The following is a 26,476-nucleotide window of genomic DNA, read 5'->3' on the forward strand; positions in this document are numbered from 1 at the left end:
TTCTTGTCTAAGAACGTCTTTTTTTATCTTTATTTCCTATTGATCCAATATAAGGAATTCATTATAATTCGAATTGTGTGTTTAAGGAATATTTCAATATTTTTACCTGTACTTATTTTCTTTCGGTTTTGAACTGGTATGGGGGAGGGAGTCTTAGAGATGAACAGTAAATTCATCCGTTCCATCAGTATTTGTAACGTATTTATCCTGCTCTCTTTACTGTTTTTGCAAACGGTCCCTGAGCAGGCGCACGCAACGGAAAAAAGCAAAACATACTTGATTGGTTTCAAGGACAGTAAACGAACAAAAAGGAGCGCCATTCAAGGAACGACTGTGCAACAACTCAGTTCCAAAATTATGGTGGCTACCTTAACTGAAAGCGAGAGGGAGGAATTATCTCAAGATCGAAATGTCGCGTACATAGAGGAAGATAGTGACACAGAGTTAGCAGAGATCGACCTGACAGAAAAACAGGATATCCCATGGGGAGTCGAGCATGTAGGTGCACTTCAAGCACATAGCAAAAATTACTTAGGTAAAAATATCAAGATAGGAATTTTAGATACCGGAATCTCACGTCATGAAGATTTGAAAGTGAGTGGCGGCATTTCCTATGTAGAAGATGAAGCGGATTATGATGATGCCCATGGTCATGGTACCGCTGTGGCTGGGGTGATCGCTGGAAAAGACAATCATCTTGGAATAGTAGGAGTCGCGCCAGAAGCAGAAATCTATTCGATCAAAGTTCTTGATGAAAAAGGTCATGGAAAGTATTCGAGCATGATTCAGGGAATCGAATGGGCCATCCAGAATGACATGAATATCATCTCGATCAGTGCGGGTGGCTCCGTGGACAGTCGTGCGTTGCATGACCAAATAAAAAGGGCAAATGAGCATGGAATTCTGGTCATTGCAGCAGCAGGAAATCGAGGTCTGGGGGAGGATACCCAATTGTTCCCGGCACAATATCCGGAAACCTTGTCGGTAGGTTCCGTTGATCGGGATAACCAGCGTGCTGATTCCTCCAGTGTAGGAACGGGTTTGGACCTGATGGCTCCGGGTGTGGATATTTTAAGTACTTCTCTTCAAAAAGGATATGAATCGCGCTCGGGTACTTCTTTAGCTGCTCCTCACGTGGCTGGTGCCGCAGCAGTCATTTGGTCGAAGAAGGGAAAGGCAACCAACAATGAAGTCCGGGATATTTTGGTAGAGAGTGCAACACCTCTAGGGGAGCCACGTTTTTATGGCAAAGGGCTGGTGAACCTGGAAAAAGCTTTGGATTTAGGAAATACAGAGTCTATCGGGATTCAGTCGATTGAATCTTCTCGTAACGAGCTGGCTATTTCCGTAGGGCAAAGCTATCCATTGAAGATCAAGGCGAAGATGACAGATGACACGACCAAAGACATTACTGAGGAAGCGAGTTATGCCAGTAACGATGAAAAAATCGCAACAGTAAAGAAAACAGGACTGGTGACTGCGACTGGCATTGGAGAGACGCGATTGATCGTAAAGTTTGAAGACAAGACGATCGAAATCCCGGTAGTGGTTAGTGAAAATGTACCCTTGACCCCACGTGGCGGTCTTGATACTCCAGAAAATGGTGAATTAATTGTTGGTACGTATGAGATGAAGGGATGGTACCTAGATCCAGTAGGAGTGCCCCAAATCAGTATCATGATTGATGGCATAAAGGTTGGGGAGGCAACCTATGGTGACCCCAGACCTGATATTGAGGCCAAGTATCCAGCGTATCAAAATGGAAACGCAGGTTTTCATTTTAACCTAGACACAAGAGAAATGAGCGTAGGATTGCATACGATTACGCTTGCCATTCAAAACAAGAATGGAGAGCAGACGGTTATCGAAGGAAATACGTTCTATATTGGCAATAAACAGCCAGTAGAGGGCCTCCATGCTGATGTTTCCAAGCTAGAGCTAACTGCCGAGAATACGCATCAGCTCGTTGTTTCTACGATTCTCGAAGATAAAACGCTAAAAGATGTCACGATGCTAGCTGAATACACTTCTTCGGATGAAAGTATCGTAACGGTATCTCCAGCTGGTTTCGTAAAAGGAACCGGAATGGGAACAGCGATTGTGACGATTCGCTATGAAGGACAAACCATCACAATTCCTGTCACGATCCAGGAAAAAATCGCACTCATACCGCGTTGGGAAGTAGAGAGTCCAGCCGATCATTCCACAATGACGGGAATCTCTCTCATGAAAGGCTGGTATTTAGATCCGGCAGGTGTATCAAAGATAGAGGTCCATATAGATGGGAAATTAGTCGGGGAAGCTCTTTACGGGCAACCGCGACCTGATATTGCGCAGGCGTATCCAGCTTATCAAAATGCTACTTCTGGTTTTCAGTATTTTTTGGATACGGCTCAAATAACGGAAGGGCAGCACACCATTACGGTGATGGCTGTGAATCAGGAAGGCAAAGAGCAAGTCCTGGTAGAGCGCTCCGTGTCCATCGAGCGTGCACAACCAGCCAAGAGTATAGCTTCAAATGTAAGCAAGGTCGACCTATCACAAGGGAATACACAGCAACTTATCATTTCGGCTGTTTTGCAAAATGACCAAATCAGAGATGTAACAAGAGAAGCGAAGTACACCCTTGATGATTCTACGGTTGCCAGCATTTCTGATCAGGGAATCATCACAGGTCTCCAGATCGGACAGACCACGGTTATTGTCGACTACCAGGGACAAGTACTAACGATACCGATCTCGGTTAAAGCAGCTGCTGGAGTGTCCCAAGGGGGATTGGACAGTCCTCTCGACAATGCGACGATTAGCGGAGTCTACCCTATCACGGGTTGGTTTATCTCTTCAAGCGGCGTCTCGAGCATTGAGGTATTGGTGGATGGTGTTGTAATCGGTGAAGCCACGTATGGAGTTCCGCGTCCTGAAATAGAGATTACCGATATTTCTTTACCGGGTAGCAACGTTGGATTTCATTACAGCCTCGACACAGGCCTTTTCCAGAAAGGAAAGCATACCATTTCTGTTCGTGGAACAGCCAAGGATGGAAATCAAACGATGCTGGGGTCAAGAACCGTTCAGGTGGTCGAAATGCTCCCGACAATCGGATTGCACGTAGATATCGCCGAGCTGCAGCTTTCTCAGGGAAAGACACATCCACTCACTGTCAAAGCCGAGCTGGAGGATCAGAGCAAGCAGGATGTGACCAAGCTAGCCATTTACTCCATAGAAGATCCATCTGTTGCAAAAGTGAGTCCAGACGGCGTGGTTACGGCTCTGGTGCAAGGCAATACGAGTCTCACGATCAAGTACGGAAATCAGAGTATCAAGATACCAGTCGTCATTACAGCAGCAGAGGTACTAAAGGCAATCGGCGAAATAGAAACGCCAGCAAATGATGCGACTATCAATGGTACGTATACGATAGCAGGCTGGTTTTTGCATCCTTCTACGCCTGCTCGTTATCAGGTCTTCCTTGATGGAAAAGAAGTCGGACAAGCGAATTCGGGTATAGCTCGTCCTGACATTGCCTTACTGCATCCAGACTATAAGAATACGCATGCAGGATTCAGTTATACGGTAGATTTGTCCGAGTTGCAAGCTGGCCCTCATACGGTATCTGTCGTGGTGACGGATAGCGAAGGAAAACAGTACCCGTTGCCAGCGAAAAGTTTTGTGGTTGGACAAGTAGCTCCGACGGATAGTTTGAAGCATACGGAGTCAGGCATCAGCTTAGCAAAATCGTCGATGCAGAAGCTACAGATTACCGCAACTTCAGCTGGTCAAAGCCCAAGTGATGTTACTGTGCAAGCCGTATATTCGTACGAGAACTCCAATGTGATCCATGTGAGTCCACTGGGGATCGTCACAGGACTCGAAGTGGGAACGACTAAGATCGTAGTCAGTTATGGAGGTCAGACCCTAACCATTCCAGTGGTTGTGACGGAAACAGAATCAGGTCCACTAGTTGCAAAAGGACAGATTGACATTCCGATAGACAAAGCAGAAATTGGAGGAATTACAACGATTCAGGGATGGCTCCTTGATCCGGACGGTGTAGCCAAAATGGAAGTGTTGGTGGATGGGCAGCTACAAGGAACGGCAGTATATGGCGGACCTCGCCCAGACATTTTTGCCCTGTATCCGCGCTATGAAAACGCAAATGCAGGATTTCAGTATCAGCTCGATACAATGCGCTTCAATGAAGGCGAGCACAAAATAACCGTACGAGTAACCAACAAAAAGGGAGTAGAAAGTCTCGTCTTCGATAAAGAATTAACAGTTGGCCCCGTAACAGGGATTACTACCAATCTCTCCAAAATTGATCTTGAGAAAGAAAAGACCGCTTCTCTCACTGTTGTGGCATCTTATCGGGACAAGAGTACGAAGGACGTAACGGGCCAAGTCACCTACGCGATTCAAGACCCAGCCATTGCAAAAATAGACGCAACTGGTGTGATAACGGGCCTAGCGCCAGGGAATACCGTTCTGTTCGTCACTTATGCTGGCATCGTCCAGCAAGTGCCTGTTCATGTGAAGGGCGGCGCTTTGATGACGACAGGTGCGATTGATGCTCCAGGAGAGAATGAACAGATTAGTGGAAGCTATAACATAACAGGCTGGTTCTTGACTTCCGGCGAAGTGGAAAAAATCGAAGTGTTGATGGATGGGGCTGCATTGGGTGAGGCGAAATATGGACTGGATCGCCCAGATATTTTGCGAATGTACCCAGAGGCACCCCCTGTAAAACCCGGTTTTTCGTATCTGTTAGAAGTGAATGATCTGGACGTGGGACAGCATCAGCTGACTGTGCTGGTAACGGAAAAAGACGGGAAACAGACCAGCATGGAAAAGGCGATCACAATTGTGAAACCGATTCATGACAAATACACCTATTGGCTTCAATTTTCAGATCAGCAAGGCAAGGACAATTGGTCCTATCAAGAGGTGTCAGGGGATCGTCATGCTGATTTGACGTGGAACAAGCAAACAGAAGAATGGAAGAGTAATCACGATACGGCCATCGGAAATACATGGATAAAAGTTGGCAGCACAAACCCTGTTATCAAATGGGAAGCACCACGATCAGGAAAAATCCAGGTCAGCGGTTGGATTTCCAAAATTCAAGTCGATGAGGGCGATGGGGTAAACGTCCGATTGCTGAAAAACGATGATCAAATTTGGCCGGCTACTGGCTGGCAAGCCATTGAATTCAACGATGAAATTGGTGTGGAAATTCAAGAAGAACTAGAGGTAGAGCAAGGAGATGCGCTCTTGTTTCAAGTGGATCAAAAAGAAAGTAGCATCGGCGATTTACTAAAATGGACACCTGAAATTACTTACATGAGTAATTCCGTTAACGATAATGCGGCTCCCCAAATCTATTTGACCTCTCCCGCTGTGGGAGCAGCAATCTCTACCGTTGATGGCAAAGATGTTGTTGCGATCTCAGGTTTTGCCATGGATCCGAATATGGGAGATCAGGTAAACATTTGGTACCAGCTGGATGATGAAGATCCACAAGAGTTGACGAGATTTACGGCTTCGGAAAAGCATCAACCATTTTTGTTCAACCTGCCCACCCATCATCTGAAACCGGATATTTTGTACTCTCTTCGTGTCTGGGCAGTTGACCAAAAGTCCGGAAGATCACTCAGTGAAAAAGTGGACTTCACTTTGGACATGAGAGCGCAAGCCGAAAAGGAAGACATTGTGGTTGTCGCGAAGTGGAAATCTCCGAAAGATGGAACCGAAATTTTTAAAGGAGAAAAGGTTTCACTGACTTGGGAATACGCAAGCTACGGTGGGCACTCCAGTAAAATTGAATCGCAGGAATTGCTCATTTATATTAGCGAAGGTGGGCATGTCACCTCAACGATCCGCGAAAAATTGACAGGTACAGCACGTTCCTACGTTTTTGATACAAGTGTGATCGAGAAGAATGCCCGAGTGGAAGCTCGAATTCGCTCGATTATGCCGAAGACGCCTGTTCATGTTTATGGTGGCACAGCCAAGTTGAATTTCAGTGTTCTGGCTGCTAATCAAGCACCTGTCGTATCCAGTACGGAGTTTGTCACCTTGGACAGAGGACTTACAGGCGTCATCAACTATACGCTCAATGAAAATGATGTCACGGATAAAATTGTTTCAACAAAATTGCGAGTAGGCTTCACACCAGGTGGAAACGAGCTTGGTGAAAAGGAAGAGTTGATCCCGGAGGCTTCCCAAAACAGACAGGTTGTTAGCAGATATTCCTTCCCGCTTACAAAAGATATGCTGCACCAGACCATTTACTGGACAGTGCAGGCGCAGGATAACCGGGGAGCTTGGACACCAGCTGTTAACTATTCCGTTCGACTGGAAGAGGCACTTCCGAAAATCGTGATCTACACGCCTGTTGCCAAGAGAGTCATGGACCTTGATGACACCTTTACATTGGATGGAACATACACGAAGCTTACCTCCGGAGAAATGATTGCAGCAAAGGTCGACCTCTCTGATCCTGCCAAAAAATTCACGACAACAGGAACATCCGGTCAGTGGGAGCTGAACTGGACGGGGCGGGAAATCGGATCAGGCACGTACGAAAATATACAAGTGACAGAGCCGATTGTGGCCTATTACAGCGGGAGCTTAACAGTAGAAGACAAGCCGGATGCACCGAGTATCGTGAACGCAGAGGCCGAGACCAATTCACTCAAAATCTATTGGAGTCCATCTGTAGGCGCCATTGACTACGGAATCCAAGTCGATGGCGGTGGTATTAAAAAAGTGGGTGACGTCACTAACCATACGATCACGGGTCTACAGCCTGCACGTGTTTATACCATTAGACTTTGGGCGTATACTTCAGCTGGTATTAGCAGCTACAGCAGTTCGATTACGGTTGAAACGAAACCAGCAGAAGGCAATTTTAATGGAATGGTTGAAAATAGCCCAGTGAGGATGTATTTCCCTGCAAATGAGGCGAAATACATGAAAATCGTTGCTGGAATAAATGGAACCTATTCATTCACGTTAAACAACGATTCGGGCACACCTGCAAATGCAACCCTATCCGTCTATAAAGCGGCTAGCTTGCAGCCACATGAGGAGATTGCGGCGGGAGCGAATGGAAGAGTCAATCCCGTATTTGTTGCAGGAAAAACCTATTATGTAAAGATTGTCGCAAAGGATTCCTTCTACGCTACGCTTCTGGCAAAGCCGGGGGGAGAGGCTTTTACCTTCAATCAACCAAAGGAAATTACGCTTCAACCTGGTCAAACGATAGAGATGACCATGAATACGACCATTCCAGGCAAATATCGCATGATGACACAATTGAAAAACCAGACAAATAAATATCCGGTTGTCACGGTACTGTCCAATGGAAATGCCATAACCCCTAAAGAGACGCCAACTCCTTCCGAAATCAATTATGAGCTGGGGATGGGCAGCTACACGATCAAATTGACCAATACCGAGAGTTATCCGGTGAGTGTTTCCTTTACTGTTTTTGCTCCCCTCCCTGGTGGGACTCTTTATGAGTACGTTTACGATCAAAACAATCGGATCAAGGCGATTAAAGAAAATGGCGTAGAATCCGTCACCTTCATTCATGATGAGAATGGAAATATTTTAAAAAGTGTCAAGCATGCAGTGACGCTTCCACCAAAAGGAACCGTATTACATGTGGATTTGGAAAAGGTGGAGGTACGAGCTGGCAGCACGCGACCGATTAAGGTCACAGCAACACTGGAGGATGGCAGTACGCTAGATGTAACAGCACAAGGCCTTTACTCGGTGGTAGATTCTAGAGTTGGATTTATCGTGAAAGGCGTTGTGCATGGGATGAACCCTGGAACAACAGAGGCCAGGGTGTTTTACGGCGGACAGTTTAAAACGATAACGATTACGGTTGTACCCTAACTCATGTTCAAGCAGTCCCCCCTTCGCATCATGGGGGGACGAATATCTCTAACGGAGGCATTATGAAACATTTTTCCATAAAATCACTCATGATTTATGTGCTATGCCTTGCATTATGCACGACGATGCTGCCGCTTGGAACGACGTTCGCAAATGAATCCTCCCCCGTGTCCGTCTCTCATGTAACGTCTGGTGAGAAAGCAGCAACCCCTGACACGGCAATCGAAGAGATTCAACAATCCATGGGCGAGCCAATCACCAATGACAAAGGAGAAGCAAAAAATCCGACTGAGTTCACAGAAATGGATATTTCTTCTCTTACATGGACGCAGCTAGAGACTGGCACTGTTATTGACATTCATCGTAGTTTTGACAGAGCATTGTTAAAATTTGCAGCTTATTTCTATTCCGAGCTGTTGCAATTACTAACAGCAGAAGAACAAGAGGAAATCAAACGCCTTTCCTCAGAGCAGATCATCTCCCAATTCGAAAATCTCAGTCAAGAAAGCAAAGATCTTTTACAGCGGTTAACCCCTCTCGTTCTTTCTAAAATCAATGAAATCAAGCAAATGGACGAGCAGATGGAGGTCCAATCCACTACGCCTCCTCCGGTAAAATACACCGAAAAGGATCAGGAGTTTCGATTTGCTCGTTCAAAAACAGAGCAATCCGTCGATGATCTATATCGTGCTGCGAATTTGGTAGAGCAAGATCTCTATTTGCCAGGGAAGCATGGACTGGATCTGGACGTAAAACGCAGATACCACTCCATGAGCAGTAAGATCAGCGTGCCAAGCTGGGATGAAGATTTTTCCAAGAATGAATCACTGAAGGCCAACGAGAAATTTGCAACCGGCTGGGATTTTAATATGCCGAGATTGGATATCGTCAGTCGGGAGCAGGCCGTAACGGTAAGGGACGACCCTAAAAATCCAAGTCAACAAATCTACTCCACCAAAGTAGATAAGGATCCATCGGCGAATCGTTATTACATTAGCTTAGAGGACGGGACATCTTTAGAATATCGGTTCAACAAGTTTGTGAATTATCCATATAAAGACATTATGTTCTTGATTGACGACGTGAATTGGAAGTACACGCTGCATTACCGTAATCTGAAGTATGAATTTGATGTGAAGCGAGGAACGGTCGTCAAATCCAATATTTATGGGGACACGATCAAGTACAACCTAGATAGCGAAGGAGAGCCGGTGAGCATTGAAGACAGTGTTGGTCGTTATGTGGTGCTGAAACGAAAGCAAAACGACACCACGCAAGACTTGATTGTTTATAAAGACAAGACAGAGACCACCGTGCTAAAACATATTCGCTACCATTTTGAACGAAAGTTCGCGTTGAGCGGTTACCATCAGCTCGTTCGCGTAGAAGTCCTGCCGACAGCAGGGAGCGGTAGCAGTGCATATACAGTGTCCCGGTATGCCTATCATGATCCCAAAACGAAGGGCATTGCCTATTTCAATTTAAACAAAAACTATACGCTGGAAAAGCTGCCTACAGATCAAACCCTACAGGATTCAGCGAAGTTTTGGGAGTCCGATGTAGCCAAGCGCACGGAAATCGATTACTTGCTCATGCAAGAAGCGTTTTATCCCTTGCAAGGCCTAAAAATCAATTACGATTACCGCCCCTATCAATTAGGTCAGACTACCTTCAATGACGGACTCGTACGGATTTTTCAAGACAAGCATGCCTTGAGCTATGTATCCTACCACCCTGTCAATAAAGTATCGTACAGCTATACGCAGAAAACGCCGAGCGGTACGAACACGTATAAGCTGGAAAAGAGTTATACAGATAACGGCAATTTCCGAGAGATATGGAAGGTGCCAAAAGAACAGCTGCCCAGATTGAAGAATTTTGCGGATCGCCATGGGGATACCATTCATGTCACCGAATCAGAGGCATCCCGTTACACAAGAAATAAACGGTACACGGTCAATCAAGACGGAAATCCCTTGCTGAGAAGTGAGAAGACGACAGGTATCAGTAAAGGCGGATCGAATGTATCTGGCGCGAAGTACCGGGTCGAGTATAATCCAACTACCTACACGACCTACGCCTACTCCGGTCGGAATACAAAGCCGACGTATCAATACGTTTTCTTGGAACCGTCATCGGCCGTTAATGATCTGGACGTATACAATCACTACCTGAAAGACCCGAATGTTTCCAATCGTGCACAGTATGCTGCCAAGATCAACAATTACGCACAAGAGACGTACTTGGAATATAACCATTATGGACAACTGATCAAGCAAATTGCGCCAGACGGGCTTATGAGCACATGGACACATGATGAGGTGGCGCTGAATCCATGGGGCTTCCGGACCTTCTCCGTATTAAAGGCAGCCAGAACACAATCAACCACAGCATCCGGTGATCCGTATTACTCGAATACCACCTTTGAGTACAACGATCAATATTTGCTCAGGAAGGAAACGGAGATTAACTCGTTCCCTGCCAATTTAATCAATACTCCCAAGAGTCAATCGGTTGAACGGACCTACGAGTACACAAACAAACAGCTTTATTCGATAACGGAGAACTTTGGCGGAGGAAAAACACGGACGCAGACCTTCACCGCTTATGATCAATACGGAGTTCAGCCCACGCAGATCGCACTCGCTGGTGTGGAGTTGGAAAGCGGAAAATCGGATGTGCTGAATTTTTCCTACGAAATCGATGACAAAGGCCAAATCAAAAGCCAGACCTATCCGAATGGAAGCAAGGCTACGTACGAATACGACGAGTTAGGACGGCCTCTATCGGAGACTTTTCACAATCAAGGCGCAAAACGAAGCATGACGTATGTCTATAGGGACGGCGAAGCTTCTGGATCGAGTACAGATGGACCGGGCATCGTGGAGAAAATTGCACCGGATTCATCGAGACTCATCACCTACTACACGCCATATGGAGATACTGCCTATCAAGAGCAGGTGGGCACGACAGGTGCGAAACGTCCTTTGGTAGAAAACGAGTATACGCCAGATGGAATGGAGATTAGTCGCACGGTTCCTTACGGGAAGCAAGGGGAAAGCACCTCGTATCTGTATGACTGGGACGGTTTTCTATACCAAACCACGAATTCTCTGGGAACCACCAAGCATCATCGAAACAATGCTTACTCGGATGGATCGAAATATTTGCCACGATTGACAGAACAAACTCTCTCTCCGAATGGCCTCATTGTAACCACCTACCGCGATTTGTATGGAAGAGTGGAGAGCACAGAGGAGACGACCCAAAGTGGTAGTCACGATCGCGTGACGACCTACCAGACGGACCGATTCGGGAAAGTAACCAATAAGGAAATCTCTGACGGCAAGACTTCCCAAGCGTGGAGTATGCGCTTCGACCATAACGACAATCTAGTATATTTGCAGGACCCGGAAAATAACGTAAACGTATATGGCTACGATACGCTAGGCAATCTCACCAGTGTACTGGAAAATGGGACGACTACGGCAGAGTATACCTACAATAGTTTGGCATGGAAGCTCTCGGAGAAGAATCCAGAAACAAGAGCAGAGACGTACACTTACGATAAAAGCGGCCTTGTGAAGAGTTACAAGGACAAAAACGGCGTCATGTTCAACTACGACTATTCGCCTTTCCATGAACTGACGAAAGTTTCTTCCGGTGCTGCCTTCTATGAAGATCGCGTGTACGATCCACAGTCTGGCCTGCTTTTGAGTGAAAATAATCACGCAGGAAACGCCATCAGCTATGGCTATGATGGATTTCATCGCCAGAATCGCCAGACGATGATGGGCAAGGATTACCAGCTTCTGTATTCCGACAACGACGATACGGTAGATACACTTGTATACCCAGCTAGAAGTGCGGTATCTGGTTCTGCTCCATCGATGAGGGTTGAATACAGCTATGACAACGCAAACAGATTGAACTCGGTGGCGATACCCGGAGTCGGAACGACCACGTATACGTACGATATTAGTAACACAGGAGAAAACAATACAGTCTCATATCCTGGACAACCGACAGCGATGCAACAATCTGTCAGCTCATTTGGTGAAAAAACAGCCTTGAATCACGCAGACGGCTGGAACGAGACAAATGGCTACGATCTGTTTGGCAATATCACCAGTCAAAAGCGCTCCGGTACGAATTATGGATTGTTTGTGTACGACAAGCTTTCCCGGATCAAGGAAGAATCGGTCGAAGGCAATGTCAAGCAATACGCTTATGACAAGCGTGGTAACCGCCAAGTGTATGCCAATGCTCAGGCAAATATCTTGAGCTCCTATGAAATGAAGCATGATTTGTTTAATCGTTTGCAGGAGTATAAGGACGAGAAAGGGACAACGACTTACACGTATTACCCAGGTGGACTGCGGGCGACGAAGCAACAGACTGGCAGCGTGACCGATACGACCAACTACATCTATCTGAATGGGCAAGTGATTGAAGTACTGACGCAGGATGGTAGAGTGAAGGCACGGAATGTGTTTGGTAACCAGTTGATCTGGCGAAAGGACTATGCGTCGAATCTTGAGGGTACCTACTATTACAACAGCCACGGGGATGTTGTTAAGATCAAGGATTCGAGCGGTAACGTCTTGAATACGTATGACTATGATATTTGGGGTAACTTGATCTCGGATAAGGTTAAGGAGACGATTTCTAACCCGTTTATGTATGCGGGGGAAATGTATGACAAAGAGAGCGGATTTTACTACTTGCGTGCTCGGTATTACGATCCAAAGATAGGGCGGTTTATATCGGAGGATACGTATAAGGGGCAAGTGGATAATCCGTTGAGCTTGAATCGGTATACGTATACGCATAATAATCCTCTGAGGTTTGTTGATCCGAGCGGTCATGTCGTTGAAGAAGGAACTGGCGGAATCGGTGGCTTTACATCACAAGAAGAAGAGTACATGCATTGGGCACGGGTTGCTGCAAGGGAGGCATACAAAAAGGGGATAGAACCAGAAGATGCAGTAAGAATGTATGTACCAACGAAGTTACAGGAGGAAGTTCTTCCGACAGCTATTGTCACATTTAATACTGCGGTTGGCATTAATCATGGGGATGCTCCTGATTTAGGTTTGGCAGCTCCAGCAGCAGTTACGGCAGCAGGTTCAATTAAAAATACCAGTAAGTCGGCATCTACCGGAACGAGTAAAGCTTTAACTCAGGAAACAGGTAATGCATTCGCACCTAAAAAAGGTGGAGGCAAGGGTAAAAACAACATGCAATATGACCCCAATGCAGTGGGTGAACACTCAACCTATAAGCGTGATCCACAAACAGGGGAGATACTTAATTGGCAGAGATGGTTTAAATCTGACCCTAGAAATCCAAATCCCTATAGTCCTGGAGAAAGATACGATACCACCGGAGCAGGCCATTATAATAAAAAAACTGGTGAATACGTAGATACACCTCATGTTAATGACCCCAATACACCAGGAGGGGTAAGAAAACCATACCCAGGGGAAATTCCTGGTAAGCCATAGGAGGGAAGATGAATGGAGATTTTAAGATGGTTACAAGAATGGTATGCCACACAATGTAATGGTGATTGGGAACATGGTACCGGTATTAGAATAACATCCATTGATAATCCTGGATGGTATGTTGCGATAAATTTGATTGATACCGAGTTGGAGGATAAGCAGTTCAACTTAATTCAAGTTGATCGAACCGAGGACGATTGGGTTCACTGTAAAATAGAGAATGGTTGCTTTATAGGTGCAGGAGGCACAGGGAATTTAGAAGAAATACTGATGGTTTTCTATCGATGGGTAACTAATAATTAGTTAATTTAATTATTCCTGTTATTCAAGGTCACTATTTTGACTATACCTGTGCTGAAATAACAAACTTCCAATCAATTTAGATTGTGTATAAAAAGAGTGAAGGACTAGAGATAGTACCCTTACCATATCTTCGATATATTTTATACCCCAAACGAGTAATCAACTACTCGTCTGGGGTTTCTTTTTTTACTCATAAAAGTTGTAAATAACACTTGATTTAAAATGCAAATTTATAGTAATATCAATCCATGGAAGTAAAACTATAAATTTATAGTATTCCTGTTTCATAAGAAAGGTGTGTAACTATGTTTAACCCCGAAACAAAAACAGCCTTTCTTCAAGGATATAAAGAAAATACCCAAAAAGCTTATTCAAGAGTGTTCAACCTGACAATGAAGTTCGAAGTGGAAAAGGATAAGGATTTGCTCCACTTTACACTGGATGAGATTGAAACTGCCCTGCACAGCTTCCATGCTTCTACAGGAGACTCTCTTAATACGGCTGGGAGAACGATATCTGCTTACTTGAATTGGGCAAGGGCAGAGGGGCTTAGAGAGGACACCAATCCACTGGAGTCCGTTTCAAAAGAATGGTTTAAGAACATGGTAGGAAACACCCATCAACAATTTATTACAAAGCAAGAAATCGATGCAATTATTGACCAATGTAATAACGATCAGGATTCTGTGATTCTCTCCCTGTTATTTGAAGGTGCGGGTGGAAGAGAGGTAAGTGAACTACGCAATCTAAAACGTGAACAAGTCAATGATGAGAAACGAACAGTGATATTGATCAACGATAAAGAAGAAACAAGAGAAATTCTAATATCCGAGCAGTGTATGAAATTGATAGATGGCGCAATCAAGCAAAAGGATTATCTCAAAGGTAATGGGGAGATGAGACGAGATCATCTCAAAGAAACAAGTGAATTAATTGAAACAGGCTATGTAATCAGGCCAGCCAAGACAAGAAATGTTCATATGGAACAAGTCAGTCCTCATCTGATTTATGGGAGATTACATGCATTAGAAGAATACTTTGGTTTGGACAATCTACGAGTGAAAACGATTCAACGTAGCGGGATGATCTGGATGGGAAAACAACTGTTAGAACGTGATGGTGAACTCGGAAAAGAGCAGTATTATGAGATATGCCAACAGTTCGGCATTAGCCAAGTCATGAATGGAAACAAGCTAGAGTATATGTGGTGGGGATTAAAAGACTTCGTTAATCCAGACATGATTGCTGCATTGTACGAGTAACGCACCTAGAGGATGTAATTCCTCTGGGGAAACAAGATAAAACTAAAAATTTATTGTAAATCGATGAAGGAGGTGAACAAACGTATGAGTTGCTATCTTTTGTTATAACATGCCAAATCATATTCAATATATTAAAATTTATAGTAAAAAGGAGAGTATATGATTGTTTGATTCTATCAAAATGAAAGTAAGTTCCGTATTTATTCAACCTGAAATATTACGACAATATAACTTTGCATCTTTTACATACCGTAATCAGAAAACAGGTGTTATGACCACATTCCAAATGCAAGACGAGATCATTCCATATATCAAATATCAGGAAGTAAGCGGCACTTTAACTATCCAAGTTTCGATTCCCAAGATGCTATATGGAAACAATATCAAAGCAATCGAACAATCAGATATTCCTATCTTCTTTCAGCGTGTACAAGAACGATTACAGCTATTATTCGGTATCCATATTGCCCATGAAGATTGGAGAATTACCCGTTTAGATGTTTGCTGCAATTTCCATGTTGGGAATCGAACAGGGGAATATGTTCGTCAGTTGAGCAAAGGAAAAATGCCATATAAAGATACGCGAAATTATAATCATGATGAAACGGTAGAGTTTTATAACAAAAGCAGCAGAGTCATGCTATACGATAAATACAAGCAATGTAAACGAGTGAAGGAACCGAAGGAGATCATTGAGCAATCCAAGGGAATTTTACGATTAGAAATTAGACCGAGTGACAATGACATGAAGAAATATACCAAAGAGAAGAGAGCCATTCATCTCGTCACTCATTCCTTTTTTACCTACATAATCAAAAGGACACTGGAGGGATTGCCATACACAGAAAATGTGGAAACCATTGATTATGAATGGCTTTTGGAAAATAAGAAGGACATATCAAAGATTGAGACCTATCTAGCCTACACCATGATCAAAAATTTGTTCCAAGAAAGTGGAATAAGAGCAATTTATACAACATCCACTCTTCCTAATCGTAGGAGTTTGGCAAAGCAAATAACCATGCCGAAAAAGGAAGGGTTAAAAAGATTGGAGATTGTTGATTCAGTTCAGGGCTGAAGACATCCACCCAATTGAATCTGTTACGTTTACGATAGCGATAATAATTACAGAATATTGTATTTGATTCAGGGTGCCAAAGCGTGAAAAGTAGGAGAAATAAGGACAAATTGATACAACTTATGGAAAAACGAGGGGAAAACGATGCATTGACGATTGGAACGGTGGGGGGCAAATTACATCTTAAGCCGAATCTAGCATCGAAGATAAGCGCCTTGCACATCGAGTTCCACGGTGAAGTTGTAGAAATTACAATAAGCAGCTATTCAATTTCAATAAGCTGCTCAATAGGAATGTTTAAAGTCTTGCAGATGAGTTCTAATGTTTCCAAGTAAACCCGATCAACCTTTTCAGAACAAAGATGATTCACTGTGCTGGCTCGCAAACCAGTCAATCTAGCCAACTCACGCTGAGTTATCCCTTTTTGTTCAAGAATTTCTCTTAATTTTATACGAATTGCCATGTAGTTTCTCTCCTGAAAAGTGACTCCTAAGAGACGGAATTTGTTTTCATTATAGCATCGAAGAAGGAGGAAGTCATTGAATGTTACGGTTAAGAGTTATATAATAAAACCATAATGTTTCGGTTAAGCGTTACATTAATTTCAATTCCTGTAACGGTAGGGGTGAAAAGCATGGAGAAAGTAGTCGGTTATGTGAGAGTATCCACCAAAGGACAAGTAAAAGATGGGTACAGCCTATCCTATCAAGTAGAAGAGATCGAGCGCTATTGCAAGGAGAATAACCTAGAATTACTCGGAATCTACAAAGATGAAGGAATTAGCGGAGCAAAGGTGGACGAGGATGGATTAACGATTGAGCGTGCAGGACTACAGGAATTACTTGCTAATCTTCATTGGCAAAAAGTAAGCCATATTATCGTTCTCAACACTTCCCGATTGTGGAGAGCCGACATGGTGAAAGTCCTCATTCAAAGAGAGTTAAAACGGCACACAGTAGACGTAAAAGCAATTGAACAGCCCAACTATAGTATTTACGCCCATGACCCTAATGATTTTCTAATCAATGGCATGATGGAATTACTCGATCAATACCAACGTTTGGAGATCGCACTCAAACTAGGGCGGGGAAGAAAAAAGAAAGCGCAACAAGGAGGCTATGCTGGAGGTGGCGTTGCTTTCGGATACACGGCAACGAAAGGACAAAAAGCCATTCAGATAGATGAGAGACAGGCGGAGACGGTGCGGAGATTGTTTTCCTTACGTGAAACGCATCCCACTTGGTCACTCTCCCAATTGGCTGTCCAACTGAATACAGAGGGGTATACAACGACACATGATAAATCCTTTACAAAGGTTCAGGTCAAGCGAATGATTGATCGTGAAGCCTTCTACAAGGGCACCTACCGCTACGGTCAGATTGAAGCAAATGGTCTTCACCAAGCCATTATGTAGCGGGAGGAACGAACGTGGAAGCTCAATTCACTCATTATAAACAGGAAGAGATACGCTCTCTTGACAAGATTCAGACATGCGAAATAGGTACACAATTAATTTTTGACTATGTTCAACAAGAGAACGCTGTATTTAACATCGCTACGATAGAGGAAATAATAAAAGCCATCTTTCAGGTGGAATTACATCAACGAGAATACTTGTTGCAAATCCGTTTAGCGAAGGCATTATCTAGCACTAAATTGCAACCGTAATGATAGAACGATAATGACATGAAAAGAATGTACGAGCTAACGTATCCGTGCGTGTTCATCCTTGAATAATGCTTGTTCGGAGGGTGCTGGCATTCTTTTCTCTACATCATTACTCATCAAAGATAGGGGTGAAGTCTTTTTGCATCATAAATTGAAGTACCTATATATCGGAGTAGACTTACATAAACGTCATCATACAGCGGTGATGATGACCTGTTTCCATGAAAAGAGAGACGAAATCCAATTCGAGAACAAGCCATCAGCGTTTCCTAAGTTTCTGCAACAAGTAGAAAAACTAGCCAAGAAGGAAGGCTTGACCCCTATGTTTGGCTTAGAAGATGTGGGGGGATGCGGAAGAGGATTGGCTATGTTTCTAATTGAAAATAAATATGAAGTAAAAGCAGTTAATCCTGCCCTTACGGTATCCATGCGCAGAAGCAGTCCAAACAACAAGAAAACAGATGCGTGGGATGCAGAGTGTGTGGCTCGCATTCTGATTTCCAACTTGGATACACTGCCGACTGCGAATCCACATGACCTTTATTATGCAATCTCACAGCTTGTCACAAGAAGAGAGAACATTGTGAGTGTTGTAACAGGAATCAAGTTACAGCTTCATCAATTGCTAGGCTACCACTATCCAAGTTACAAGAAATTTTTCTCACAAGTAGATGGGAAAACAGCATTAGCTTTCTGGCTGAAGTATCCTTCTCCAAGTTGTTTGAGCGGGGTGAATGTGGATGAATTGGCTAACTTCTTATACAAGAAGAGCAATCGCTACATGTCTACCAAGAAGGCAGAGGACATTCTATCTATCGTACAGCAAGATGGAGACACATCGAAAGACTATCAGGAAGCCAATGATTTTCTGGTGAGAAATGTGGTTCAGGACTTGATTATTCGAGACCATCAACTAAGGCAAATTGATACAGCGTTAGCGAAGCATCTTGCCTTACTGGATTACAAACTAGAGACCATGCACGGAATTAGTACGGTCACGGCAGCGGAACTAATCGCGGAGATTGGCGATATTTCACGTTTTTCCAGTGCTGACAAGTTAGCTAATTTCGCTGGAATTGCACCCGTTCAGCATAGTTCAGGGAACAAGCAGAAGAGTAAAAAGAGCAAGTTAGGCAACCGTAGCCTGTATGATATCTTCTATAACCTTGCTATTCGTCAATTGGGCGTATCAAGAGCGAAGAAACCGAATCATCCTGTTTACCATTCCTACTATGAGAGAAAGCTCGCAGAAGGGAAAACCAAGTGGCAAGCGATTATTTGTGTGATGCGTAAATTGGTCAATGTCATATACAGCATGATGAAGTACAAGACGGAATATAAAATGCCAGTCCTTACAGAACAGGCGGCGTAGTAGCAGGGTGGTAGCGGAAATGTTGCCACCTAACCTTTATCCATTGAGCGCTTTATCATGGAGGATACGTATAAAGGGCAAGTGGATAATCCGTTGACGCTTAACAGGTATACGTATGGACATAACAATCCAATTATCTTTGTTGATCCGACAGGTCATCAAGCAACAATCGAAGGTACTGGGGAAAGGTTTCAGCCTTTAGATTTTTATAGTATGAGTCATGAAACTAAACAGATGTACGTTGATCGCTATCTCAAGTATGGGGAGAACTCAATCCCTAAAGAGCTTCGAGGTGGTGTAGAATTCGAAGCATTTAGTCAGGCATATATAAATGAAGTAGCGGAATATGGTCCTGGCGGAGCAGGTGTTAAGATAGTTAAGGTGGGTAGCAAGGCGGTTATAGCAGCAGTAAATGGTACTAAAGTAGCGAAGCAAGTACTGAACACTTCAACACAAAGCTTTCGCACTAACGCCCAAGCGCATATACTTCAAGGAAGTAATGGTGGGGGATTTCACTGGTTGGCGGGTTCAAATGGAGCTGCTAGAATTGTACCAGGATCTAAATCATCCGTTAATCGATTTGGAGTCTACGAAGCACAAGTAGAGTTTAATGGTGTGTTAAAAAATGGTAATAATGGAAAGTCTACTTTCTTCCCTGATAATTGGACTAGAGATCAAGTATTAAATGGAATTAATGAAGCCTATTCGAACAAAGCATTAGTTCAGGGGAATACCTATCGAGGAACTACAAGTTCTGGAATGGAAATTGAAATGTATATAGATAGTGCTGGAAAAATAATCTCAGCATTTCCTAAATACTAGTATAGTTAAGGAGGATATCATGGAGTACCAATATAAGATTAAGACAGTCACTTTATCAAACGGATTAAAGGCACTGACAATTGATCTCCCAGAATCTATGGGGGCAGTAGCAGATTTTTTGATTAGTGATATATCATCGGAATTGGATGGTTTAAGAATCAACAAACTTATTGATAGCGTTTTGGATGGAATGTGTGAGTATGAAGAAGCAAGGGGTAATGCATGCCGAATTGAAATTAACAAGGAATATACTAGGGTTGTTAATTACTTATTTGAACAACTTGAGGATGAGGAAGATGTAGAATATAGCATCAAAACAACTGAGTTGAGAAAATTGGTGCAGGAATGGGCCATTGAGATTGAAAAATTTAGAAAGCAAGTAAATTAAGAAACTGCTTGAGCCCCAAACAAGTTACTAGAACTTAACTTGTCTGGGGTTCTTTTTTACGTTAGAAATAACAAAGACCTAGCGCGAAAGTAGAAATTTAAAGTACCCCTATCAAAAAAGTTACCAAGTGGGAACTTGGCTACCTAGTTTATTCGATTTTTGACGTGGTTTAACACGTTTTTAATAAAGCTATTGAGCAAATCTGCAAAATTATCCGGCGATGTAGAGGATGATCACTTATCGCTCTTTTAGGGACTGAGATTAAGAATATCTAATTTTTCAACCACATGTGAGTTTATAACTCCATGTGGTTTTTTATATATGTACCTCACCCTTTGCCCATCGACGAGAGCGGTTAACCCCAAGTCCCCCTTCGTCAAAAGTCAGTTGCAACCCATCCGTTTTTTTCTACCAACAAACATATTTGAAACATAAAACAATGACAAAATTAGAATATTATGGTATTTTCTCTGTAAAAATAAGTCACGCCTCTCGTCTTATCTCGAGTCGCACGGAAGGGGATCGATAGATTTGCTCATAGCCATAAACATGATCTTTCTACTTATCTTTGCCTTCATACTGGCAAAACTTCTCACCCTATTAAAACAAACCAAGAGACAGGTCCATCACTTCCACCCATTCATCCCAGAAACCGGACCAGCAGTCGGCACCAAACTGCAATCACTACCTTTCCGCACGCTAAACGGTCAAGAGCAACAACTAAACCATCTGCCCCGCCCACTGATCGTAAACTTCACTCATACAGGCTGCGGGCACTGTGCCAATCATGTGCACGAACTATTGTCGGAGGGAGAGGTACTCACAGATGCATCCGTTATCATTTCAACAGAAGCAGAGCACATATCCACTTCCCAATGGCTGCGAGAAAACAACATATCCGGCATCCCTGTCTTAATTGGCAGCGAACCTATGCTTGAAACCTACCAGATCAATCATTTCCCAAGCATTTTCGTAATCGACGAACAGGACGTCATTCGTGCCAAACCAATAACCGCAGTGGAAACCAAAAAGAAGCTCTTAGCGCTAGCAGGTGAACCAGCATGACTCGCTCCTATTTCATTAAAACCGTTCGATTGATTTGGCAGCATGGCAAGCTATGGCTCATTTGTTCCATTGCCCTCAGAATCATCCTGGCATTTTCCCCGTTGGCTACGATCTGGATCATGAAAGAAATGGTGAACGAGGTTACAGCCATTGCACTGGACCAGACGGATGATTACCAGCCATTGCTTTGGCTGCTTGCGGGATTGTTTTCTGTGACGCTGGTGACCAATGCGTTGGAAACAGTCTTGCGCATTCTCGATGCCCATACAGAGCGACGACTGGAATATCATTTGGAGCATTTGGTAGCAAAGAAAGCAGCATCTGTCCCGCTCTCTTATTTCGATGATCCGGAATTTTACAATCATCACCACCGCATCCGGGCAGAGGCAATGGGGGAACGCTTTCTGGACCCTGTGGAAAGGGTATTGGATCTCGGGAAAAATCTGATTACTCTGATTTCCTACGCGGTATTTTTGCTTAGCATTCACTGGGGATTAGCTGTGATGAGCTTGCTGGCCGTGATCCCGCTGTTAATTGTCCAAATCAAATTTGGTATGTCGGAATACTTTCTCGCAAGGCTACAGACGCCAGAGATTCGCGAAGCCTCTTACATCAGTTCGATCCTGAATGAGCGCGACAGCTCAAAAGAGGTCCGACTGTTTCAGCTAAAGGACTTTTTGCTAGGCAGATGGTCTCGCCTGTATTTGAAAAATATGAAAGAGGTACTTCGGCTGCTCCACCGAAGGGAAAAAGCACTGATTCTCTCAGGGATTTTTACCTCCTCGATGTATATTGGCTGCTTGGGATTGGTCGTATCGCTGCTTCGTGCGAGCGCCCTGAAGGTAGGGGATTTTGTAGCAATTGCACAAGCTGTGCAGAATACGCAGCAGCTGCTTTCGTTAATGACCTTTAACCTCGCACATATCGTCAACAGATGCTTGTACATCGCTGATCTATTTGACTTTCTGGAATACGAGGATAAAACGATTCCGCAGCTTACTGGCAAAGCGGAGTTTCCCAACAAGCTGCAATCTGGTATTACGTTTGAGCGGGTGTCGTTTTGCTATCCCAAAATGGAGCGCAATGTGATTAATGAAGTTTCCTTTATGATTAAGCCGGGGGAGCGTATTGCGATTGTCGGCGATAATGGCTCTGGAAAAACGACGCTCGTCAAATGCTTGATGGGACTTTATCCGATCCATTCTGGAAATATTCTGTTCGACAATCAGTCGATTCATGAGCTCGATATTTCCGACCTGCAACGAAATATCACGGTCATTTTCCAAGACTTCATTCGGTACAATTTCACGGCTGGGGAGAATATCACCATTGGAAGAGTGACGCAGGAAATCAATCCCGCGCAGATGAGGCAAGTAGCTGTTGAAACCGGTGCAGATACCTTTATTCGAAAGCTCCCCAGCGGATACGATACGATTTTGGGTCGGACGCTACAGGATGGCGAAGACCTGTCAGGTGGACAGTGGCAGAAGATCGCGTTGGCGAGGGCTTTGTACAGAAGAGGAGAGATTTTTATTCTGGACGAGCCTACGGCGGCACTTGATCCACAAGCAGAGCTGGAAGTATTTCAGCAATTTGATGCTCTCACACAGAACAAGACGGCGATCTTTATTTCCCATCGGATGGCTGCAGCACGAATGGCAGATCGGATTTTTGTCATGAAGCAAGGTCAGCTGATCGAAGTAGGGCATCATGATGAGCTAATGGATGCAAACGGAGAGTATTCGCGTATGTACCGCATGCAGGCGAAATGGTTTGCGTAACGAAGGAGGGGTGTTATGGAGGAGCTTGGTTTACTGTTTCGGTTGATTCTCGCATTTTTATTTCTCAGCACGTTTGTCTCAAAAATAAGCGATATTAGCACGCATTTTTCCATTGTGCGAGCCTATCAGATCATACCCTACCAGTGGTCAAAAAGCTTTACGTATATTGATCTGGGGTTGCAAGCAGCTGTAGCGATTTCCTTACTGCTTGGTTTTTTTACAACATTGGGACTGTCTCTGGCGATTTTGTTGCTGGGGGCGTACACACTTGCGATCAGTATCAATCTAGCAAGAGGTAGAAAGAAGATTTCATGCGGATGCGGAGGAATGGCGGGAAACCATTTTTTATCGTGGAAGCTTGTTTTGCGTAACCTCGTATTCATCAGTCTGGCCGTCTATGTGGGGCAATGGAGCGGAGGCTGGGCGAGTGTTGACCATTATTTATTGTCCGGCAGTTTCGGAGTCACCAACGGGGTATTCGCTATCTTCTTTTCGAGTGTGTGCATCTCACTGCTCATGGCTATTAGCGGAGAAATCAGTACGTTCAAACATATTTTGCGAAAAAGGCAGGGATGAATATGTCTACAGGCTGGATGATTGGGTTCGGGGTATTATGGGTGACGGTCATCGCAATTTTGGTCGTCCTGTTTCAAGTATTAAAGGTGGTCGGAACGTTCATTAACAAAATGGAAGCAGCAGAAGCGAATGGTAGAAAAAGCGATGAAAATATGAATTCTTGAAATTTCAGAAAACGCTTTCAATTTCCATATAAGTATTGTATTATATTCCTGTAAATACATTTTGTGGAAAGCTAGAGGTGATATACATGTTCAAAAAATTACTCCAAAAGCTTGGAGCAAGTGCGTTTGCAGGATGCCAAAAAGGATGCGTAAGAAATGGCCCTTTGTGTGAATGCCCTTGGTAGTTTGCAAGACAAATAAGTAGAGCAAGACTGTCTCGCAAGTAGGGAATTCTACTACAGGAGACAGTCTTGTTTTTTGAAAAATCGAAAATTAACGTTGTAAATCTAAATGAAGCAAAGGAAACGGTCTTCCCGAACCATCCAGTTCAGATCGTCCTGTTTGCACAAACCCATACCGTTTGTAGAAAGCGTGGGCACCTTCGTTTTGTTCGTTGACATCTACTTTCAAATGAGGGCCATACTTGCGTTCTGCATGTTCGAGTAATCTGCTGCCAATCCCTTTTCCGTGGTATTCTGGATCAACGAACAGCATTTCGATTTTCGTTCCATCAAGGCCAATAAAGCCTACAGGCTCTTTCTTTTCGTTTAGTTCCATCCATACTTCAACGGCAGATAGTGCTTCATTTTTTACCATGTTTTTATCACTCGTGCCGGAAACCCCCTTGCTTTAGCTATGGGGATATAAGGCACTTTGCTCTGCATCCCCTGTAGGGGGTGCTAAGAGCAAACAAAAATAGTTCTTTTTTTGTCGATCTCCTGTTAGATATGTCTTCTCTATCTAACGAAGTGGTATAATTAACCATAGGTGATGGTTTTGAATAGATCAGTGGAAAGTAACCACAATGTCGTATTTGACTGTAAATATCACGTTGTTTTTTGTCCGAAGTATCGTAAAAAGGTTTTGAAAGAGCCAGTAGACATTCGATTAAAAGAGTTGTTTCTTGAAAAGGCAGTGGAACTACGTGTGGAAGTTGTTGAAATGGAAATCTTGCCTGATCATGTTCATTTGGTCATCAAATGCGATCCGCAATTCGGAATCCACCGAGTCGTAAAACATTTGAAGGGCTATACATCCAGAGTGTTGCGGATGGAATTTAAACATCTCAAAAGCAGACTTCCCTCGCTATGGACAAACTCCTACTTTGTTGCAACGGTTGGCACGGTGCAACTCGATGTGATTCAGAAATACATGGAGTCTCAAAAAGAAAGGAATGATTGAACTTGCATAGAGCCTACAAATTCCGTTTGTATCCAAACAAAGAACAAGCAACACTCATCAACAAGACAATTGGATGTACTCGCTTTGTATTCAATCACTTTCTTGCGAAACGAAAAGATGCTTACGAACAAGAAAACAAAACGCTGAATTACAACGACTGTTCTGCTTTGCTAACGCAACTAAAAAAAGAATTCGAATGGTTGAAAGAAGTGGACTCCACTGCCCTGCAATCAACCTTAAAAGATTTGGATTCCTCATACAAAAAGTTTTTCAAAGAGAAAAAAGGCTATCCCAAATTCAAGAGCAAGAAGAACCCAAAGCAATCCTATACATGCAAGATGAGCATCAAAATAGAACGGAATCGCATCAAACTTCCTAAGCTGGGATGGGTATCGTTTGCTAAATCCAGAGAAGTGGAAGGACGAATCCTATCGGCTACGATTAGATGTAATCCTTCAGGTAAATACTTTGTGTCAGTATTGTGTGAAACAGAGAGTAAATTACTCCCAAAAGTAGAACAGACAGTTGGAATTGACCTTGGGATCAAGGATTTCGCCATTCTCTCTACTGGTGAGAAGGTGGCCAATCCCAAATACTATCGCAAGTATGAAAAACTACTGGTGAAGTGGCAACGGATTCAATCTCGTAGACAAAAAGGCAGCAACAACCGGAACAAGGCGCGTACCAAAGTAGCTCGACTCCACGAAAAAATTGCAAACACCCGTAACGATTTCCTACATAAGCTGCCAACCAAGCTGATCCACGAAAGCCAAGTGATCTGTTTGGAGGACTTACAAGTGGAAAATATGGTCAAAAATCACAAGTTAGCCAAATCCATTGCAGATGCTTCGTGGTCGATGTTTCGTACGATGCTGGAGTATAAGGCAGAATGGTATGGAAGAAGGATCTCAATTGTTGGAAAACAATTTCCTTCAAGCCAGCTCTGCTCAACTCCAAACTGTGGATACCGCAACAAAGCAGTGAAAAGTCTCAACTTGCGCAGTTGGATATGCCCGCACTGTGGCGTACAACATGATCGTGACCAAAACGCTGCTATCAATATTGAGCAAGAAGGACTTCGATTGTTGGGGTAGTCAACTAAACTGTGGGACACACAGGGATAGCTTGGTAAAATTCACTCCGTTAGAGTGACTACCCAAGAATCCCCCGCCTTTAGGCATGGGGAGTGTCAAAAAACTCAATATCCTCTTTCGTCAAAAAATGATGAGTACGGCAAACAGCACGATACCAAATATCTACCAATTGATCACGATAGCTGGCTTCATAAACAGCAGTTTTGGTATTCATCAAGAAACCTCCCGATTCAAACTAAAAAACAAATGCAAGAGCGCTCTTGAGAGCTTATTATATAGAGTCGCTAGGAACTTTCCAATCATGTTCACAGC

At 43.6% G+C, this 26,476-nt stretch carries 18 protein-coding genes and 2 pseudogenes; 17 read left to right on the forward strand and 3 right to left on the reverse strand.

The annotated features are described in order from the left end of the window. Nucleotides 1–159: 159 nt before the first annotated feature. The 5 genes from PMI05_RS13315 to PMI05_RS13335 all read left to right on the forward strand — a co-directional run bounded on the left by PMI05_RS13315 (nt 160) and on the right by PMI05_RS13335 (nt 16,052). Complete coding sequence (locus PMI05_RS13315) at nt 160–7,902, forward strand: S8 family serine peptidase (RefSeq protein ID WP_007722192.1); 7,743 nt, start codon at nt 160–162, stop codon at nt 7,900–7,902. A 62-nt stretch (nt 7,903–7,964) separates the two neighbouring features. Further along, on the forward strand, nt 7,965–13,409 hold the full coding sequence (locus PMI05_RS13320; RefSeq protein ID WP_007722193.1) for an RHS repeat domain-containing protein: 5,445 nt from the start codon (nt 7,965–7,967) through the stop codon (nt 13,407–13,409). A gap of 12 nt (nt 13,410–13,421) precedes the next feature. Then, nucleotides 13,422–13,712: an immunity 53 family protein gene (locus tag PMI05_RS13325; protein WP_007722195.1), complete on the forward strand. Its 291-nt coding sequence runs from the start codon at nt 13,422–13,424 to the stop codon at nt 13,710–13,712. Between the two features lie 305 nt (nt 13,713–14,017). Next, complete coding sequence (locus tag PMI05_RS13330) at nt 14,018–14,974, forward strand: site-specific integrase (RefSeq protein ID WP_007722196.1); 957 nt, start codon at nt 14,018–14,020, stop codon at nt 14,972–14,974. Between the two features lie 163 nt (nt 14,975–15,137). After that, the gene (locus PMI05_RS13335) at nt 15,138–16,052 is read left to right on the forward strand and encodes a phage/plasmid replication protein (protein ID WP_007722197.1); all 915 of its coding nucleotides are present in this window, start codon (nt 15,138–15,140) and stop codon (nt 16,050–16,052) included. A 262-nt stretch (nt 16,053–16,314) separates the two neighbouring features. Here PMI05_RS13335 and PMI05_RS13340 read toward each other — a convergent pair whose 3' ends face one another. Beyond that, nucleotides 16,315–16,515, reverse strand: a complete 201-nt coding sequence (locus PMI05_RS13340) for a helix-turn-helix transcriptional regulator (RefSeq protein WP_007722198.1) — start codon at nt 16,513–16,515, stop codon at nt 16,315–16,317. A 171-nt stretch (nt 16,516–16,686) separates the two neighbouring features. Between PMI05_RS13340 and PMI05_RS13345 the strand changes: the two genes are divergently transcribed. From PMI05_RS13345 to PMI05_RS31075, 10 genes and pseudogenes are all read left to right on the forward strand, one after another. Next, nucleotides 16,687–17,466 carry a recombinase family protein gene (locus tag PMI05_RS13345; RefSeq protein ID WP_007722199.1) on the forward strand — a complete coding sequence of 260 codons (780 nt, stop codon included), beginning with the start codon at nt 16,687–16,689 and terminating at the stop codon, nt 17,464–17,466. A 14-nt stretch (nt 17,467–17,480) separates the two neighbouring features. Beyond that, nucleotides 17,481–17,720, forward strand: a complete 240-nt coding sequence (locus PMI05_RS13350) for a hypothetical protein (protein WP_007722200.1) — start codon at nt 17,481–17,483, stop codon at nt 17,718–17,720. Nucleotides 17,721–17,859: 139 nt separating this feature from the next. Next, entirely contained in the window at nt 17,860–19,092 is a 1,233-nt protein-coding gene (locus tag PMI05_RS13355) for an IS110 family transposase (RefSeq protein ID WP_007722201.1), read from the forward strand. A 42-nt stretch (nt 19,093–19,134) separates the two neighbouring features. Next, nucleotides 19,135–19,251, forward strand: a pseudogene (locus PMI05_RS31790) (RHS repeat-associated core domain-containing protein); the annotation flags it as partial. A 75-nt stretch (nt 19,252–19,326) separates the two neighbouring features. After that, the gene (locus tag PMI05_RS13360) at nt 19,327–19,914 is read left to right on the forward strand and encodes an EndoU domain-containing protein (protein WP_369751208.1); all 588 of its coding nucleotides are present in this window, start codon (nt 19,327–19,329) and stop codon (nt 19,912–19,914) included. Between the two features lie 19 nt (nt 19,915–19,933). Beyond that, a complete protein-coding gene (locus PMI05_RS13365; RefSeq protein WP_007722203.1) occupies nt 19,934–20,302 on the forward strand; it encodes a hypothetical protein in 369 nt (122 codons plus the stop codon). A 531-nt stretch (nt 20,303–20,833) separates the two neighbouring features. Next, entirely contained in the window at nt 20,834–21,367 is a 534-nt protein-coding gene (locus tag PMI05_RS13370; protein WP_007722204.1) for a redoxin domain-containing protein, read from the forward strand. Continuing rightward, nucleotides 21,364–23,148, forward strand: a complete 1,785-nt coding sequence (locus PMI05_RS13375) for an ABC transporter ATP-binding protein (protein WP_007722207.1) — start codon at nt 21,364–21,366, stop codon at nt 23,146–23,148. The genes PMI05_RS13370 and PMI05_RS13375 overlap by 4 nt, the downstream gene beginning before the upstream one ends. 15 nt (nt 23,149–23,163) lie before the next feature. Beyond that, nucleotides 23,164–23,724, forward strand: coding sequence for a MauE/DoxX family redox-associated membrane protein (locus PMI05_RS13380; RefSeq protein WP_007722208.1), 561 nt, complete (start codon nt 23,164–23,166; stop codon nt 23,722–23,724). Between the two features lie 2 nt (nt 23,725–23,726). Then, nucleotides 23,727–23,888: a hypothetical protein gene (locus PMI05_RS31075; protein WP_193375263.1), complete on the forward strand. Its 162-nt coding sequence runs from the start codon at nt 23,727–23,729 to the stop codon at nt 23,886–23,888. A gap of 273 nt (nt 23,889–24,161) precedes the next feature. On the opposite strand, the pseudogene PMI05_RS13385 reads toward PMI05_RS31075, so the two are convergent. After that, nucleotides 24,162–24,488: pseudogene (locus PMI05_RS13385) on the reverse strand (GNAT family N-acetyltransferase); the annotation flags it as partial. Between the two features lie 171 nt (nt 24,489–24,659). Here PMI05_RS13385 and tnpA point away from each other — a divergent pair. Further along, a complete protein-coding gene (gene tnpA, locus PMI05_RS13390) occupies nt 24,660–25,070 on the forward strand; it encodes an IS200/IS605 family transposase (protein WP_157230892.1) in 411 nt (136 codons plus the stop codon). A 2-nt stretch (nt 25,071–25,072) separates the two neighbouring features. Further along, on the forward strand, nt 25,073–26,164 hold the full coding sequence (gene tnpB / locus PMI05_RS13395) for an IS200/IS605 family element RNA-guided endonuclease TnpB (RefSeq protein WP_007722216.1): 1,092 nt from the start codon (nt 25,073–25,075) through the stop codon (nt 26,162–26,164). A gap of 79 nt (nt 26,165–26,243) precedes the next feature. Here tnpB and PMI05_RS31640 read toward each other — a convergent pair whose 3' ends face one another. Continuing rightward, entirely contained in the window at nt 26,244–26,378 is a 135-nt protein-coding gene (locus tag PMI05_RS31640; protein WP_007722218.1) for a hypothetical protein, read from the reverse strand. Nucleotides 26,379–26,476 lie beyond the last annotated feature (98 nt).

Origin of the sequence: Brevibacillus sp. BC25, assembly GCF_000282075.1 — a bacterium.
Classification (GTDB): domain Bacteria; phylum Bacillota; class Bacilli; order Brevibacillales; family Brevibacillaceae; genus Brevibacillus.

Bases quoted from the DNA above. Each gene is read 5' to 3' on its own strand.
- PMI05_RS13315 (WP_007722192.1), top strand. From the start codon at position 160: ATGAACAGTAAATTCATCCGTTCCATCAGTATTTGTAACGTATTTATC.
- PMI05_RS13320 (WP_007722193.1), top strand. From the start codon at position 7,965: ATGAAACATTTTTCCATAAAATCACTCATGATTTATGTGCTATGCCTT.
- PMI05_RS13325 (WP_007722195.1), top strand. From the start codon at position 13,422: ATGGAGATTTTAAGATGGTTACAAGAATGGTATGCCACACAATGTAAT.
- PMI05_RS13330 (WP_007722196.1), top strand. From the start codon at position 14,018: ATGTTTAACCCCGAAACAAAAACAGCCTTTCTTCAAGGATATAAAGAA.
- PMI05_RS13340 (WP_007722198.1), bottom strand. From the start codon at position 16,515: ATGGCAATTCGTATAAAATTAAGAGAAATTCTTGAACAAAAAGGGATA.
- PMI05_RS13345 (WP_007722199.1), top strand. From the start codon at position 16,687: ATGGAGAAAGTAGTCGGTTATGTGAGAGTATCCACCAAAGGACAAGTA.
- PMI05_RS13360 (WP_369751208.1), top strand. From the start codon at position 19,327: ATGTACGTTGATCGCTATCTCAAGTATGGGGAGAACTCAATCCCTAAA.
- PMI05_RS13365 (WP_007722203.1), top strand. From the start codon at position 19,934: ATGGAGTACCAATATAAGATTAAGACAGTCACTTTATCAAACGGATTA.
- PMI05_RS13375 (WP_007722207.1), top strand. From the start codon at position 21,364: ATGACTCGCTCCTATTTCATTAAAACCGTTCGATTGATTTGGCAGCAT.
- PMI05_RS13380 (WP_007722208.1), top strand. From the start codon at position 23,164: ATGGAGGAGCTTGGTTTACTGTTTCGGTTGATTCTCGCATTTTTATTT.
- PMI05_RS31075 (WP_193375263.1), top strand. From the start codon at position 23,727: ATGTCTACAGGCTGGATGATTGGGTTCGGGGTATTATGGGTGACGGTC.
- tnpA (WP_157230892.1), top strand. From the start codon at position 24,660: ATGGTTTTGAATAGATCAGTGGAAAGTAACCACAATGTCGTATTTGAC.
- PMI05_RS31640 (WP_007722218.1), bottom strand. From the start codon at position 26,378: ATGAATACCAAAACTGCTGTTTATGAAGCCAGCTATCGTGATCAATTG.